Origin of the sequence: Pseudomonas sp. CCI1.1, from assembly GCF_034348165.1 — a bacterium.
In the GTDB taxonomy this organism is placed as follows: Bacteria; Pseudomonadota; Gammaproteobacteria; order Pseudomonadales; family Pseudomonadaceae; genus Aquipseudomonas; species Aquipseudomonas paracarnis.
This window is the reverse complement of sequence record NZ_CP133780.1, coordinates 3084515-3099154: the sequence shown is the minus strand read 5'-3', so window position 1 is coordinate 3099154 and position 14640 is coordinate 3084515. Positions and strand designations below refer to the sequence as shown.

Annotated in this window: 15 protein-coding genes; 9 read left to right on the top strand and 6 right to left on the bottom strand. The window is 58.8% G+C overall.

Annotated elements, in window-relative coordinates:
* Positions 1–221: 221 nt before the first annotated feature.
* A complete protein-coding gene (locus RHM69_RS13910) occupies positions 222–1082 on the bottom strand; it encodes a MurR/RpiR family transcriptional regulator (protein ID WP_169856377.1) in 861 nt (286 codons plus the stop codon).
* A 220-nt stretch (positions 1083–1302) separates the two neighbouring features.
* On the opposite strand from RHM69_RS13910, the gene zwf reads away from it, so the two are divergent.
* Genes zwf through RHM69_RS13895 form a run of 3 tightly spaced genes read left to right on the top strand, consistent with a single transcriptional unit; the run spans position 1303 to position 4152 of the window.
* Positions 1303–2769, top strand: a complete 1467-nt coding sequence (gene zwf, locus RHM69_RS13905; RefSeq protein ID WP_014719663.1) for a glucose-6-phosphate dehydrogenase — start codon at positions 1303–1305, stop codon at positions 2767–2769.
* Positions 2756–3469, top strand: a complete 714-nt coding sequence (gene pgl / locus RHM69_RS13900) for a 6-phosphogluconolactonase (protein ID WP_019819352.1) — start codon at positions 2756–2758, stop codon at positions 3467–3469. The genes zwf and pgl overlap by 14 nt, the downstream gene beginning before the upstream one ends.
* Before the next feature lie 17 nt (positions 3470–3486).
* Entirely contained in the window at positions 3487–4152 is a 666-nt protein-coding gene (locus tag RHM69_RS13895) for a bifunctional 4-hydroxy-2-oxoglutarate aldolase/2-dehydro-3-deoxy-phosphogluconate aldolase (protein WP_019819350.1), read from the top strand.
* Between the two features lie 205 nt (positions 4153–4357).
* On the opposite strand, the gene RHM69_RS13890 is transcribed toward RHM69_RS13895, so the two are convergent.
* Positions 4358–5533, bottom strand: a complete 1176-nt coding sequence (locus RHM69_RS13890; RefSeq protein WP_200599580.1) for an aminotransferase class V-fold PLP-dependent enzyme — start codon at positions 5531–5533, stop codon at positions 4358–4360.
* A 10-nt stretch (positions 5534–5543) separates the two neighbouring features.
* Positions 5544–5780 carry a DUF3820 family protein gene (locus RHM69_RS13885; protein ID WP_003193750.1) on the bottom strand — a complete coding sequence of 79 codons (237 nt, stop codon included), beginning with the start codon at positions 5778–5780 and terminating at the stop codon, positions 5544–5546.
* A 204-nt stretch (positions 5781–5984) separates the two neighbouring features.
* Here RHM69_RS13885 and RHM69_RS13880 point away from each other — a divergent pair, with 204 nt between their 5' ends.
* The gene (locus RHM69_RS13880) at positions 5985–6452 is read left to right on the top strand and encodes a ferritin-like domain-containing protein (RefSeq protein ID WP_020303130.1); all 468 of its coding nucleotides are present in this window, start codon (positions 5985–5987) and stop codon (positions 6450–6452) included.
* A 136-nt stretch (positions 6453–6588) separates the two neighbouring features.
* On the opposite strand, the gene RHM69_RS13875 is transcribed toward RHM69_RS13880, so the two are convergent.
* Entirely contained in the window at positions 6589–7059 is a 471-nt protein-coding gene (locus RHM69_RS13875; protein WP_003193747.1) for a MaoC family dehydratase, read from the bottom strand.
* 56 nt (positions 7060–7115) lie between these two features.
* Complete coding sequence (locus RHM69_RS13870; protein ID WP_020303129.1) at positions 7116–8060, bottom strand: alpha/beta hydrolase; 945 nt, start codon at positions 8058–8060, stop codon at positions 7116–7118.
* Positions 8061–8279: 219 nt separating this feature from the next.
* On the opposite strand from RHM69_RS13870, the gene fadD2 reads away from it, so the two are divergent.
* Positions 8280–9968, top strand: a complete 1689-nt coding sequence (gene fadD2 / locus RHM69_RS13865) for a long-chain-fatty-acid--CoA ligase FadD2 (RefSeq protein WP_060766489.1) — start codon at positions 8280–8282, stop codon at positions 9966–9968.
* Positions 9969–10351: 383 nt separating this feature from the next.
* Entirely contained in the window at positions 10352–12043 is a 1692-nt protein-coding gene (gene fadD1 / locus RHM69_RS13860; RefSeq protein WP_014719656.1) for a long-chain-fatty-acid--CoA ligase FadD1, read from the top strand.
* Positions 12044–12206: 163 nt separating this feature from the next.
* Here fadD1 and RHM69_RS13855 read toward each other — a convergent pair whose 3' ends face one another.
* Positions 12207–12584, bottom strand: a complete 378-nt coding sequence (locus RHM69_RS13855) for a hypothetical protein (RefSeq protein WP_003193739.1) — start codon at positions 12582–12584, stop codon at positions 12207–12209.
* 201 nt (positions 12585–12785) lie between these two features.
* Between RHM69_RS13855 and RHM69_RS13850 the strand changes: the two genes are divergently transcribed.
* The 3 genes from RHM69_RS13850 (at position 12786) to def (ending at position 14638) form a co-directional block, all read left to right on the top strand.
* Positions 12786–12971, top strand: a complete 186-nt coding sequence (locus RHM69_RS13850) for a CsbD family protein (protein WP_003193737.1) — start codon at positions 12786–12788, stop codon at positions 12969–12971.
* 180 nt (positions 12972–13151) lie between these two features.
* Positions 13152–14102: a YihY/virulence factor BrkB family protein gene (locus tag RHM69_RS13845; RefSeq protein WP_060766490.1), complete on the top strand. Its 951-nt coding sequence runs from the start codon at positions 13152–13154 to the stop codon at positions 14100–14102.
* Complete coding sequence (def, locus tag RHM69_RS13840; protein ID WP_014719654.1) at positions 14099–14638, top strand: peptide deformylase; 540 nt, start codon at positions 14099–14101, stop codon at positions 14636–14638. Before RHM69_RS13845 ends, def begins: the two co-directional genes overlap by 4 nt.
* Positions 14639–14640: the final 2 nt, after the last annotated feature.

Here is a 14640-nt window from a genome sequence, read left to right as displayed (position 1 = left end):
CAGCTCCCACCTTTGGAATGCATTCCCCTGTGGGAGCTGGCTTGCCTGCGATAGCGCCGGTACTGCTGGAAGAGCTGCCTGCTAGTTGAATTCATGATCGTTCCCACGCTCCGCGTGGAAATGCAGCCTATGACGCTCCGCGTCACGACGCTAAAGGCAGACGCAGAGCGTCCAGTGAGGCATTCCCACGCGGAGCGTGGGAACGATCAGTTGACACGGATTTAGTTGAATTCATCCCCCACCGGATATCGGCTGTCATTCAAGCTCTCTTTGATTTTCCGCAAATGCGGCTGAAAATCTACGCCACGGCGCAACGTCATGCCGGTCGCCAGCACATCCAGCACCGTCAATTGGATAATCCGAGAAGTCATCGGCATGTAGATATCCGTGTCTTCCGGCAGCGGGATGTTCAGGCTCACCGTACTGGCTTTGGCCAGCGGCGAGTTTTCGGCGGTGACGCCCAGCACTGACGCACCGTTTTCCCGAGCGATACGCGCCACTTCCACCAGTTCGCGGGTACGACCGGTGTAGGAAATGATCACGAACAACTCACCGGTGTGCGCCACCGAGGCGATCATGCGTTGCATCAGCACGTCGGCGTGGGCGGTCACTGCCAGGTTGAAGCGGAAGAACTTGTGCAACGCATCCATGGCCACCGGGGCTGAAGCGCCGAGGCCAAAGAAGTGGATCTGCCGTGCCTGGATCAACAAGTCCACGGCCTTGCTGATCAGCGCCGGGTCCAGGGCCTGGCAGGCACTGTCCAAGGAGGCAATGGCGCTGCCAAAGATCTTCTGGGTGTAGGCCTCGGGGTTATCATCGGCCTCCACGGCGCGGCTGACATACGCGGCGCCACTGGCCAGGCTTTGCGCCAACTGCAATTTGAGTTCAGGGTAACCGCTGACACCGAACGAACGGCAGAAGCGGTTGACCGTCGGTTCACTGACCGAGGCGGCCTGGGCGAGGGCGGCGATCGAGAAGCGTGTGGCCTGCTGCGGGTTGAGCAGGATCACTTCAGCGACTTTGCGCTCGGCCTTGTTCAATTCTTCGAGGCGGTTCCGGATCTGTTCCAGAAGATTTCGCACGCGGTCCATTCAGTCTTTCCTTCGGGCGACGATGCAAATAAAAAGGCGGCAACCAATCGATGAGTGGCTTTTCGCGGTGGCCTATCCTACTGAGGGTAGCTGAACACCACCACTCGCAATGCGTATTTCGGGAAAATGTTGTGGTTATTACTACATTTTTCCTTGAGTGATGCCTTGAAAAAAGGTATTTGTAGCTTAACTTGATAAAAGAACAAACATCATGCCTTCGATAACCGTGGAACCCTGCACCTTTGCCCTGTTTGGCGCCTTGGGTGATCTGGCGCTGCGCAAGTTATTTCCTGCCCTTTATCAACTCGATGGCGCCGGGTTGCTGCACGACGACACACGCATCCTGGCCCTGGCCCGTGAAGCCGGCTCCGAGCAGCAACACCTGGCCCATATCGAAAAAGAATTGCGTAAATACGTCGGCAAGGAACTCGACGAGGCCGTGGCCCAGCGTTTCCTCGCGCGCCTTTCGTATGTGCATGTCGACTTCATGAAGGCTGACGACTACGTTGCCCTGGCCGAAAAAGCCGGCAGCGATCAACGCCTGATTGCCTACTTCGCCACCCCGGCGGCGGTGTACGGCGCGATCTGCGAAAACCTGTCCAAGGTTGGCCTGGCGGAAAATACCCGCGTAGTGCTGGAAAAACCCATCGGTTCGGACCTGGAGTCATCGCGCAAGGTCAACGACGCCGTGGCGCAGTTTTTCCCGGAAAACCGCACCTACCGCATCGACCACTACCTGGGCAAAGAGACGGTGCAGAACCTGATTGCCCTGCGTTTCGCCAACAGCCTGTTCGAAACCCAGTGGAACCAGAACTATATTTCCCACGTGGAAATCACCGTGGCCGAGCAGGTTGGCATCGAAGGCCGTTGGGGTTACTTCGACAAGGCCGGCCAGCTGCGCGACATGATCCAGAACCACCTGTTGCAGCTGCTGTGCCTGATTGCCATGGACCCGCCGGCCGACCTGTCCGCCGACAGCATCCGTGACGAGAAGGTCAAGGTGCTCAAGGCCCTGGCGCCGATCAGCCCCGAAGGCCTGACCACCCAAGTAGTCCGTGGCCAGTACATCGCCGGCTACAGCGCTGGTAAAGCCGTGCCGGGTTACCTGGAAGAAGACAATTCCAACACCCAGAGCGACACCGAAACCTTCGTCGCCCTGCGTGCCGATATCCGCAACTGGCGTTGGGCCGGGGTGCCGTTCTACCTGCGTACCGGCAAGCGCATGCCGCAAAAGCTGTCGCAGATCGTCATCCATTTCAAGGAACCATCCCACTATATCTTCGCCCCCGAGCAGCGCTTGCAGATCAGCAACAAGCTGATCATCCGCCTGCAGCCGGACGAAGGTATTTCCTTGCGTGTGATGACCAAGGAACAGGGCCTGGACAAAGGCATGCAACTGCGCAGCGGGCCACTGCAATTGAATTTTTCCGACACCTATCGCAGCGCACGCATCCCCGATGCCTACGAGCGATTGTTGCTGGAAGTGATGCGCGGCAATCAGAACCTGTTTGTTCGCAAAGATGAAATCGAAGCCGCGTGGAAGTGGTGTGACCAGTTGATCGCCGGGTGGAAAAAATCCGGTGATGCGCCCAAGCCGTATGCGGCGGGGTCCTGGGGGCCGATGAGCTCCATTGCACTGATTACGCGGGATGGGAGGTCGTGGTATGGCGATATCTGAATTGAAACTGCCTCAGGGCGTCACTGCCCATGAGTACCGTACGCCTGCGCTGCTGGCCGATGGCCTGGCCAATGACGTGGCCGAACAACTGCGCGCGGCCATCAGTGCCCGTGGCGAGGCGACGTTGGTGGTGTCCGGTGGCCGCAGCCCCGTGGCGTTTTTCCAGAACCTGGCCAAGCAGGGCCTGGACTGGTCCAAGGTCACCATCACCCTGGCCGATGAGCGCTGGGTGCCGGTCGAACACGCGGACAGCAATGCCGGCCTGTTGAAGCAACACTTGCTGCAAGGCCCGGCGGCCAAGGCGAAGTTCTTGAGCCTGTACAGCCCTGCCGCCAACCTTGAAGACGCTGCCGAGCAGGCCGATCGCCTGCTGGCCGAGCTGCCTGCCATTGATGTGCTGGTGCTGGGCATGGGCGATGACGGTCACACCGCCTCGCTGTTCCCCAACAGTCCCAACCTGGCTGAAGCCCTGAAGCCCGACGGTACCCGCCGTTGCTGGCCGATGCTGGCACCGACCGTGCCGCACCAGCGCCTGACCATGAGTCGCGCGCTGTTGGCGACGGCCAACTACACCGTGCTGTCGATTTCCGGCAGTTCGAAATTGACTACCTTGAGCGCCGCCCTGGCCAGCAACGATGTTGCTGCCATGCCGATTCGCGCGTTTTTGCAACCTACTCTAGAGATTTACTGGTGCCCATGAGCCAAGGATCAGCCGCTATGAAAAGCCCCCAATCGACCGTGTCCATGGCGGATAAAGTTGCCTTGATCGACAGCCTCTGCGCCAAGGCGCGGATCCTGCCGGTGATCACCATCGCCCGCGAACAGGACATCCTGCCGTTGGCCGACGCCCTGGCCGCTGGCGGTTTGACCGCGCTGGAAGTGACCCTGCGTTCCGAGTTCGGCCTCAAGGCCATTCAGGTCTTGCGCGAGCAACGTCCTGAGCTGTGCACCGGTGCCGGTACCGTGCTCGATCGTCACATGCTCGAAGCGGCCGAAGTGGCGGGCTCGCAATTTATCGTCACCCCTGGCATCACCCGCGACCTGCTGGAAGCCTCGGTGCACAGCCCGATCCCGCTGCTGCCGGGCATCAGCAACGCCTCCGGCATCATGGAAGGCTACGGCCTGGGTTATCGCCGCTTCAAACTGTTCCCGGCTGAAGTCAGCGGTGGTGTTGCTGCCATCAAGGCGCTCGGCGGCCCGTTCGGCGAAGTCAAATTCTGCCCGACTGGCGGTGTTGGCCCAGCCAACATCAAGAGCTACATGGCGTTGAAAAACGTGATGTGCGTGGGGGGCAGCTGGATGCTGGATCCGGAGTGGGTCAAGAACGGCGACTGGGCGCGTATCCAGGAAGTCACTGCCCAGGCGCTGGCGCTGCTGGACTGAACGGATTTATCGAATCGTTGTTGCTGTGCTTAACGGCATTTTTGCGGCGCACTTGGTCGGTGTGCCGCTTTTTTTTGCCTGTAGAAAAACCTCAAGCACATCGCCGCTCTGAAGGTGGGAGCTGGCTTGCCTGCGATAGCCATTTATCAGTTAGCCCATCTTTGGCTGATACACCGTTATCGCAGGCAAGCCCGCTCCCACAGTTTTAAACGGTGTTTAGTTTGGTGATCGCGTGGACTAGCGCATTGATGTCCGCCGCCGACGTCACCAGCCCCGGCGTCACCCGAATACAGGTGCCAAACGCCGCCCCCGTGCGCGTAGTGGTGAACAGGCCGTGCTCCTTGAGCAACCTGTCCACCATCGCCTGCTGATCACGCCCGATAAACTTGAAGGCGGTGATCCCGCAATACAGTCGCGGGTCATCCGAAGTCAGCACTTCGATCCCCGCCAACGGCCGCACCTGGTTCACCCACAGGTTGCGCAGGTAATTGACGCGTGCGCCCTTGGCTGCAGCGCCCCCCAATTGTCGATGCTCTTCAAACACCAGAGGCAAGGTCATCAGCGCCGGAAAGTTCGGTGTGCTGTAGGACGTACGCGCTCGCACATCGGTGGCTGGGTAATGGAACTCGCCCATATCCGGGTCGATATCGGCCAGGCGCTCCGGTGCGATGTACAAAAAGCCCAGGGTCAACGGCGCGCCGATCCACTTGTGCAGGTTGAAGCCTGCGAACTGAATGCCCAGTTCGGCCAGGTTGAATTCGATCTGGCCCAAGGCGTGGGCGCCGTCGAGGATCACGTCGATTCCTCGTTCGCGCGCTGCCTTGGCAATGGCCGCAACCGGCATGACCAGGCCCGTACGGTGGGTCACATGGGTCAAGGCCATTAATTTCAGGCGCGGGTACTGCACAAACGCATCGTGATAAGTCTGCACCAAGCTGTCGAAACGGGCCGGGTGGGTGTGGGCCACCTCTATGACTTCCACGCCGCGAGTCGCTGCCAGCCAGCGCATGGCGCCTTTGACTGTGTCGTATTCCAGATCAGTGATCAGCACCTGGTCGCCCGGTTGCAGGCGGTTGTAGTTGCGGATCAGCGACTGCAAGGCTTCGGTGGCGTTACGGGTGAAAGCGACCGACTCGAGGTCGACAGCAATCAACCCGGCCAACTGGCGGCGTATCTCGTTGTTTTCACCCTGTTCAAAACGCTGGCGCACATGCACAGAGTTGCTGCGGTTGATAAAGCTGATGTGCTCAAGGTATTGGGCCTGCACCGCCCGGCTCATGCGCCCGAAGTAGCCGTTTTCCAGGTTGATCGGGCCGGGCTCGCACTCGTAACGCTGAGCGATGGCCTGCCAGTGCGCTTCGTTATCGGCATTCCTTGGCATGGTGGGTCTCCTAGTGGCGGGGGGCGGGTCTGCCGTGTTTGGCGCGCAGTGGCTCAAGCAATTCGGACAGACCGTTGTGGTCGATTTCCTGCATCAAGGCCAGCAAACCGCCCAGCTCCCCGTGGGGGAAACCTTCGCGGGCGAACCAATTCAGGTAGGGCCCAGGCAAGTCGGCAATGATCCGGCCTTTGTATTTGCCGAAGGGCATTTGGCGGGTGATGAGCAGTTCGAGTTTTTCGGGATTCATGAGCGTCGCAGGGTTGAGGCCAGGCTTTCGAAAATACAGGCATTCTGCATGAAGGCCAAATGACAGATCATGCAAATAACCAAGATACAGATGGTTCAATAATTCGTAACTTATTGAAATAAAACGTAAAAATAATTTTTGAAAACCTGGCACGGGCGCTGCAATAACCAAGGCAACCTTCTAACCCGTACAAGGAATTGAAAAATGACTGATATCAACAAAGAATCGATCTCCGTACTGAACGACCTGATCGAGACCAGCATCGACGGCCAAAAGGGTTTCAAGGAATGCGCTGAAGACATCAAGCATCCAGAACTCAAGGCACTGTTTGCCAAGCGTGCCGTTGATTGCGGTACCGCTGCCGAAGAACTGAAAACGGCTGTGCGTGCCTTGGGTGGCGATCCTGAGGATTCCGGCAGCATGGCCGGCGCCCTGCACCGTGGCTGGGTCGACGTGAAGTCGATGGTCACTGGCAAGGATGAAGAGGCCGTACTGAACGAAGCCGAGCGCGGTGAAGACCACGCACTGAAGGCTTACAAGGAAGCGATCGAGAAGATCAACAAGCACAACCTGGTGGGCATTCGTGACTTGGTTGAGCGTCAGTACCACGGTGTACAGCGCAATCACGACCAGGTAAAAGCCCTGCGTAACCAGGCCCGCGCTCAGTCGTAAGACCTACGCTGGGCTTAGTGTGGGAGCGGGCTTGCCCGCGAAAGCGGTGGATCAGTCACGGTTGTATTGACTGACACACCGCATTCGCGGGCAAGCCCGCTCCCACATTTGTTTTACGCAAAGGCTGGAATGTAGATCAGCCAATACTGATCGGCGGTAGCTCGGTCAAGGTCACCACTTGCTGCTTACGTGGCGCCAGAATTTCCGCCTCGCCATCGACGACCAACTCATCACGCTGGTTGAACACCCGAGTGGCAATGCGCACGCGAAACTTCGGCAGTTTCTCGAGGATTTCCAAGCGCACGGTCAATGTGTCGCCGATCTTTACCGGCTTCTGGAAGGTCATCTGCTGGCCGATGTAAATCGTGCCCGGCCCAGGCAACTCACAAGCCACCGCCGCGCTGATCAGCGCACCGCTGAACATGCCGTGGGCAATCCGCTCCTTGAACATGGTTGCCTTGGCGTATTCAGCATCCAGGTGCACCGGGTTGTGGTCGCCGGACATGGCGGCGAACAACTGGATATCACGCTCTTCGACGGTTTTGCTGAAGCTGGCGGTCTGGCCTACTTCGAGCGCTTCGTACGGGGTGTTGGTTACCTGGGTCATCTAAAGGTGCATCCTGTGGCTTATCGATAATTAATCGGCTGATTTTAAAGCAAAAACTATTCGCAGCGGGTGGGCCTGCGCAACGCCAGCGCCTGTTCCAGCCAGCTCAGCAGGTCGGCGGTGACTTCATCACGGTTGGTTTCGTTGAACACTTCATGCCGCGCCTGCGGGTAGAGGTTCAATTGCACGTTCTGGCAGCCGGCCTCACGCAGTGCGTGGGCCAGGTCCTTGAGACGCTTGCCTTCACTCACCGGATCACAATCGCCGCCCATCACCAGGATCGGCAGGCCAGGATCGATCTGCGCCAGGTTGGAGACTTTGCTGATCTGCTGCAAGCCGCCCAGCAGGTCGATCCACAGTTGATTGGTGCAACGAAAGCCACAGAGTGGGTCGTTGATGTAGTTATCCACTTCAACCGGGTCGCGGCTGAGCCAGTCGAATTTGGTGCGGTTGGGCTTGAAGGCTTTGTTGAATGAGCCGAACGACAGGAAGTCGATCAACGCACTGCGCCCTCGCAGGCCTTGGCGCGCTCGCTCGATGCGCGCGATGATTTGCGCTGCACGGTAGAGGGCCACCGGCTGGAAATTCGAGCCGCTGAGTATTGCGCCATGCAAGCTGGCACTGTGATGCAGCAAGTACGCCTGGGAGATATAGCTGCCCATGCTGTGGCCCAGCAGGATGATCGGCAGCCCGGGATGCTGTTGGCCGATGTGCTGATTGAGGCTGGCCAGATCGCCCACTACTTTGTTCCAGCCATCCGTTTCAGCATATAGCCCAATAGTGCCGGCCTCTGCAGTGCGGCCATGCCCGCGCTGGTCCAGCGCATACACACCCAGGCCTGCTGCACACAATGCCTGCGCCAGGCGCGCATAGCGGCCGCCATGCTCGGCCATGCCATGGGAGATCATCACCACGGCCCTGGGTGGCCCGTCGGGCAGCCATTGGTTGACGTACAGACGGGTGTGGTCGTTCGCGGTCAGCCAGAAGGTGCTGTGGTTCATGGCGGCTTCCTTTGCTCAGGGTGGTTGCATTGTATAGCTCATCCGGCGTGGGGCGGGGTATCTGCCTACGCCTTAGGTACAAGATTCATACAATCAATGACACAGTTCAGCGTCTTGCCTGTTTGGCCATAGCTGCTAACTTCCCCAAAGCTCCGCTTCTTATTGCTGCACATCTGCATGGCAGCGGCCGGACACACTCAGGTAAAGAGGACAAGAATAATGCAACCTGATTTCTGGAATGACAAACGCGCGGCGGGAGTCCCCAATGCCATCGACCTCAGCACCTACAAGTCGGTGATCGAGGTGTTCGAGCGTTCCTGCAAGACCTTTGCCGACCGTCCGGCATTCAGCAGCATGGGCATTACCCTCACCTACGCAGAACTTGAACGCCAGAGTGCGGCGTTTGCCGGTTACCTGCAGCAGCACACCGACCTCAAGCCCGGCGAGCGCATCGCGGTGCAGCTGCCCAACGTGCTGCATTACCCGGTGGCGGTGTTCGGCGCACTGCGCGCCGGGCTGATCGTGGTCAACACCAACCCGCTGTATACCCCGCGCGAGATGCGCCACCAGTTCAAGGACGCCGGTGTGCGCGCGCTGGTCTACCTCAACCTGTTCGGTTCGCGGGTGCAGGAGGTATGCACCGACACCGAGATCGACTACCTGATCGAAGCCAGGATGGGCGATTTCATGCCCGCCGCCAAAGGCTGGCTGGTCAACACCGTGGTCGACAAGGTGAAGAAGATGGTTCCGGCCTACCACCTGCCGCGAGCAGTGTCGTTCAAGCGCGCCCTGCGCATGGGCGCGGGCCTTGGGGTGACGCGCCATCCGGTGACCCTGGACGACGTCGCCGTGCTGCAATACACCGGCGGCACCACCGGCCTGGCCAAGGGCGCGATGCTCACCCACGGCAACCTGGTGGCGAATATGCAGCAGGTGCGGGCGTGCATGTCGCAACTGGGCGACGACGGCCATCCGCTGATCAAGGAAGGGCAGGAGGTGATGATTGCACCGCTGCCGCTGTACCACATCTATGCATTCACGGCCAATTGCATGTGCATGATGGTCTCCGGCAACCACAACGTGCTGATCACCAACCCACGGGACATCGGCGGGTTTATCAAGGAGCTCAAGCAGTGGCAGTTCTCCGGCCTGTTGGGGCTGAACACGCTGTTTGTGGCGCTGATGGACCACCCGGATTTCAAGACCCTGGATTTCTCCCACCTGAAGATCACCAACTCCGGCGGCACCGCCCTGGTCAAGGCCACGGCGGAACGCTGGAAGGCGCTGACCGGTTGCGCCATCGGCGAAGGCTACGGCCTCACCGAAACCTCGCCAGTGGCCAGTACCAACCCCTACGGCGGCCTGTCGCGCCTGGGTACCGTGGGCATCCCGGTGCCGGGTACGGCGATGAAGGTCGTGGATGACCTGGGGCAAGAACTGCCGTTGGGCGAGCGCGGCGAGCTGTGCATCCAGGGCCCGCAAGTGATGAAGGGCTACTGGCAGCAACCGGCCGCCACCGCCGAAACCCTGGACGCCGATGGCTGGTTGAAGACCGGTGACATTGCGGTGATCGACACCGATGGCTACATCAGTATTGTGGATCGCAAGAAGGATTTGATCATCGTCTCGGGTTTCAACGTGTACCCCAACGAAATCGAAGACGTGATCATGGCCCACCCGGCCGTGGCCAACTGCGCCGTGATCGGCGTACCGGACGAGCGCACGGGGGAGGCGGTGAAGCTGTTCGTGGTGGCACGGGCCCAGGGGGTGAGCCTCGAGGAACTGAAGACGTACTGCAAGGCCAACTTCACCGGCTACAAGGTGCCCAAGCATATTGTGTTGAGGGAGTCGTTGCCGATGACGCCTGTGGGCAAAATTTTGCGCCGCGAGCTGCGCGACATCGCTTGAGTTGAAACCGGGTACAAAAAATGTGGGAGCTGGCTTGCCGGCGATAGCGGTGTTTCAGTCACCTGTTGAATTGACTGATCCACCGCTATCGCAGGCAAGCCAGCTCCCACATTGTCATATAGCACCCTTGAGAGCTTGTTCTAGAGCCATTTTTGGCGTTATAGAATTTTTGCTCTAAAAGTGACCATTGGATATTCTTGAGTCATGTTTATGACTGTAGGGCCCTCTTTTGGCTCTAGGCGGCCCTTGGCAAAGCTGCTACTCTCGGCGCGCTTTGTGACTTCTAGGCCTGCTTGAAAGCGCCAGACTCACCTAAAAACATACACCAATAATAATCGCATCAAATGCGATGATGAATTCGCGTCGCTGAGGAGTGGGCTTCCATGAATGAAGACTTTTGGAAGGATAAGTACCCCGCCGGGATTGCTGCACAGATCAATCCAGACGAGTATCCGAATATTCAGGCGGTACTGAAGCAGTCCTGCCAGCGCTTCGCCAACAAACCGGCTTTCAGCAACCTGGGCAAGACAATCACCTACGGTGAACTGTACGAATTGTCCGGCGCATTCGCCGCGTATCTGCAACAGCATACCGACTTGAAGCCTGGCGATCGAATCGCTGTGCAACTGCCCAACGTTCTGCAATACCCCGTCGCTGTATTCGGTGCCATCCGCGCCGGCCTGATCGTGGTCAACACCAACCCGCTGTACACCGCGCGGGAGATGGAACACCAATTCAATGATTCGGGGGCCAAGGCCCTGGTTTGCCTGGCCAACATGGCGCACCTGGCTGAAAAAGTCGTGCCCAAGACCGCCGTCAAGCACGTGATCGTCACCGAAGTTGCCGACCTGCTCTCGCCGTTCAAGCGCGTGCTGATCAACAGCGTGATCAAGTACGTGAAGAAAATGGTCCCGGCCTATCATCTGCCCCAGGCCATCAAGTTCAACGACGTACTCGCCAAGGGCCATGGCCAGCCGGTCAACGATGCCAGCCCGGCCAGCGGCGATGTGGCCGTGTTGCAATACACCGGCGGTACCACCGGCGTGGCCAAGGGCGCGATGCTGACCCACCGCAACCTCGTCGCCAACATGTTGCAATGCAAGGCGCTGATGGGCTCCAACCTCAATGAAGGCTGCGAGATCCTGATCACGCCGCTGCCGCTCTACCACATCTATGCCTTCACCTTTCATTGCATGGCGATGATGCTGATCGGCAACCACAACATCCTGATCAGCAACCCGCGCGACCTGCCGGCGATGGTCAAGGAACTGTCGAAGTGGAAGTTCAGCGGCTTCGTCGGCCTCAACACCCTGTTCGTGGCACTGTGCAACAACGAAGGTTTCCGCAAGCTGGACTTCTCTGCGCTGAAGGTCACCCTATCGGGCGGCATGGCGTTGCAACTGGCTGCGGCGGAGCGTTGGAAGGCCGTGACCGGCTGCGCGATCTGCGAAGGCTACGGCATGACTGAAACCAGCCCGGTGGCCACGGTCAACCCGATCCAGAACATCCAGATCGGCACCATTGGCATTCCGGTGCCTTCCACCGCGTGTAAAGTCATCGCCGACGACGGTACCGAGCTGGCGCTGGGCGAAACCGGCGAGCTGTGTGTAAAAGGTCCGCAAGTGATGAAGGGCTACTGGCAGCGCCAGGATGCCACCGACGAGATGCTCGACAGCGAGGGCTGGCTGAAGACCGGCGACATCGCGATCATCCAGCCAGACGGCTACATGCGTATCGTCGACCGCAAGAAGGACATGATTCTGGTCTCCGGCTTCAACGTCTACCCCAACGAGCTCGAAGACGTGCTGGCGGGCCTGCCGGGCGTGCTGCAGTGTGCGGCCATCGGCGTACCGGATGAAAAATCCGGCGAGCACATCAAGTTGTTCATCGTGGTCAAGCCAGGGGCCACCCTGACCAAGGACCAGGTGATGGAACACATGCGCGCCAACGTCACCGGCTACAAGGTGCCCAAGGCCGTGGAGTTCCGTGATGCGTTGCCGACCACCAACGTGGGCAAGATCCTGCGGCGTGAATTGCGTGATGAAGAACTGAAGAAACTCGGTCTTAAAAAGTAACCCATAAAAAACCCCGCTGATGCGGGGTTTTTTATGAGGGCGCTGGCCAAACACTTACCTCCTGTGGGAGCGGGCTTGCCTGCGACAGCGCTACACCAGCCACTGCTGTATCGCCTGACTCACTGCCATCGCGGGCAAGCCCGCTCCCACAGGGTTACCGGGCTTACAGCGCGAACTGCGCAAAGCTCACACCCGCACCGGCGGGGCGCACGTCCTTCAAGAACGAATCCTTGTCGGCGCTCAACTCCAGGGTAATCTCCGGCTTGCGCTTGCCCGCATTGCGCACCACCAGCCCCTCGAGTTTTTCACGCAGGAACACGGTCGGCACCTTCAGGTGCAACAACTGGTCGGTGTCGGCGTTGTGCATCAACAGATGGATCCACTCGTACTGGCCCACGGCAATACGCCCCACCGGCAGGTCGAACCACCAGATGTTGCGTTTGCGGTCCAGGTCGGTGAAGTGGCAGTTGTTGACGCCGAGTACGGCACCGCCCAGTTCCTGGTTTCTGCGGGCAATGGCCTGTGCTTTATTGAGTTTCATAACCTTCCTACGGGATCTGTTATTCAGCGTTGCAGCCTGAATGTGCCGGGCATTCTCGTGGGTTGGACATGAAACATAAAGCCAAACCTGCCGCTTTCGATGAAATGCTCGTACAAAAATAATTGAAACTCTGCCGTTGCGCTTCAGGTCAACCGCTACGTAGTGACCAAAAACCATTTGATTGTTATCAGGAGTAATACCATGAGCAGCACTTCCGATAAGGTAAAGGGCTTGGCGAACGAAGCTGTCGGTAACATCAAGCAAGGCGTCGGTAAAGTCACAGACAATGACAAACTGCGTGCTGAAGGCGTGATCCAAGAGAAAAAAGGCGAAGCTCAGCAAGCAGTGGGCAAGACCAAGGACGCAGTGAAAAAAGCCACTGAGTAACACGTCCTGGCGGGCAGCCCCCAGCAGCCCGACGGCCATCCACGGATGGCCGTTTTTGTATCCGGTGTTGCAACTAAACTTTCGAAATTGTTTCAAAGTCGCCAAATGGGCTACTTTGATGTAGAAAACGGCCCCTGAGTCGCCCATGAACTCAATCTCTTTGCGGCGAAAGGAGACGCTATGATTTTTCCGGTACTCGATGGTCTCAAGCTGCACAAGGTGCTGATGCGCACCGTCACTGAATTTCTCGATGACGAGATGCCGACTTACGCCTCGGCACTGGCCTACCAGATGCTGTTCTCGTTGTTCCCCTTTCTGCTGTTCCTGATCGCCCTGATCGGTTTCCTGCACCTGCCTGACTTCTTCACCTGGCTGCGCCTGCAGTCGGAACTGGTGTTGCCGCCCCAGGCGCTAGAGCAAGTCAACCCGGTGATCGACCAACTGCAGCAGTCCAAGGGGGGGCTGCTCTCGGTCGGTATCGTGATTGCCTTGTGGACGGCCTCCGCGGGCGTGCGCCTTATGATGAGCGCCATGAACGCCGCCTACGACGTGGTTGAGGGCCGGCCGATCTGGAAGCGTTTTCCACTGTCGATTTTCTACACCGTCGGCATCGCCGGCATGCTGCTGGCTGCTGCCGCGCTGATGGTGCTCGGCCCGCAGGTCATGGAGTGGCTGGCCGGGCAGATCGGCATGCAGGAATTCGTCGTCACCCTGTGGACTATCCTGCGCTGGCCATTGATCGTGATCCTGCTGATGTTCGCCGTGGCACTCATGTATTACGTGATGCCGGATGTCGAGCAGGAGTTTCGCTTTATCACCCCAGGTTCGGTATTGGCGGTGGTGGTGTGGATCGTCGCCTCCCTCGGCTTTGGCTACTACGTCAAAACCTTCGCCGACTACAACGCCATGTATGGCAGTATCGGTGCGATTATTGTCCTGCTCCTGTATTTCTATATCTCCGCTGCCGTGCTGTTGCTCGGCGCGGAGATGAACGCCGTGATCGAACACATGTCTGCCGAAGGCAAGGACCCCGGGCAGAAGGAAATCGGCGAACCGGCCCCGACTGAAAAACAGCACGTCTCTGGCTTAGGCCGGGACCACTCCAAGCCCATGACCGAGCCTGAACAATGATCCGTGAAATCCTGAAAATGGGCGACGAGCGCCTGCTGCGTATCGCCCCGCCGGTACCGCCGGAGATGTTCGACAGCCCCGAGTTGTGGCAACTGATCGACGATATGTTCCAGACCATGGAACACGTAGGCGGTGTTGGCCTGGCTGCACCGCAGATTGGTGTCGACCTGCAACTGGTGATCTTTGGTTTCGAGGCCAGCGAACGCTACCCGGAGGCGCCGCCGGTACCCCAGACCATTCTGATCAACCCGCTGATCACACCGCTTAGCCCGGTACTGGAAGAGGGCTATGAAGGTTGCCTGTCAGTGCCCGGCCTGCGCGGCGCCGTGAACCGTTACCAGCAGATCCGCTACGAAGGTTTCGACCCCAAGGGCGAGCCGATTGTGCGTTTTGCCGACGGCTTCCATGCGCGGGTGGTGCAGCATGAGTGCGACCATTTGATCGGCCGGTTGTACCCATCGCGGATTACCGATTTCAGCAAATTCGGGTTTATTGAAGTGATGTTCCCGGAGCTGGACCCAACGGCTGACGAATAGCC

What these genes read in the sequence shown, in the direction of transcription:
- zwf (WP_014719663.1), top strand. Translation starts at nt 1,303, where the DNA reads ATGCCTTCGATAACCGTGGAACCCTGCACCTTTGCCCTGTTTGGCGCC.
- pgl (WP_019819352.1), top strand. Translation starts at nt 2,756, where the DNA reads ATGGCGATATCTGAATTGAAACTGCCTCAGGGCGTCACTGCCCATGAG.
- RHM69_RS13895 (WP_019819350.1), top strand. Translation starts at nt 3,487, where the DNA reads ATGAAAAGCCCCCAATCGACCGTGTCCATGGCGGATAAAGTTGCCTTG.
- RHM69_RS13890 (WP_200599580.1), bottom strand. Translation starts at nt 5,533, where the DNA reads ATGCCAAGGAATGCCGATAACGAAGCGCACTGGCAGGCCATCGCTCAG.
- RHM69_RS13885 (WP_003193750.1), bottom strand. Translation starts at nt 5,780, where the DNA reads ATGAATCCCGAAAAACTCGAACTGCTCATCACCCGCCAAATGCCCTTC.
- RHM69_RS13880 (WP_020303130.1), top strand. Translation starts at nt 5,985, where the DNA reads ATGACTGATATCAACAAAGAATCGATCTCCGTACTGAACGACCTGATC.
- RHM69_RS13875 (WP_003193747.1), bottom strand. Translation starts at nt 7,059, where the DNA reads ATGACCCAGGTAACCAACACCCCGTACGAAGCGCTCGAAGTAGGCCAG.
- RHM69_RS13870 (WP_020303129.1), bottom strand. Translation starts at nt 8,060, where the DNA reads ATGAACCACAGCACCTTCTGGCTGACCGCGAACGACCACACCCGTCTG.
- fadD2 (WP_060766489.1), top strand. Translation starts at nt 8,280, where the DNA reads ATGCAACCTGATTTCTGGAATGACAAACGCGCGGCGGGAGTCCCCAAT.
- fadD1 (WP_014719656.1), top strand. Translation starts at nt 10,352, where the DNA reads ATGAATGAAGACTTTTGGAAGGATAAGTACCCCGCCGGGATTGCTGCA.
- RHM69_RS13855 (WP_003193739.1), bottom strand. Translation starts at nt 12,584, where the DNA reads ATGAAACTCAATAAAGCACAGGCCATTGCCCGCAGAAACCAGGAACTG.
- RHM69_RS13850 (WP_003193737.1), top strand. Translation starts at nt 12,786, where the DNA reads ATGAGCAGCACTTCCGATAAGGTAAAGGGCTTGGCGAACGAAGCTGTC.
- RHM69_RS13845 (WP_060766490.1), top strand. Translation starts at nt 13,152, where the DNA reads ATGATTTTTCCGGTACTCGATGGTCTCAAGCTGCACAAGGTGCTGATG.
- def (WP_014719654.1), top strand. Translation starts at nt 14,099, where the DNA reads ATGATCCGTGAAATCCTGAAAATGGGCGACGAGCGCCTGCTGCGTATC.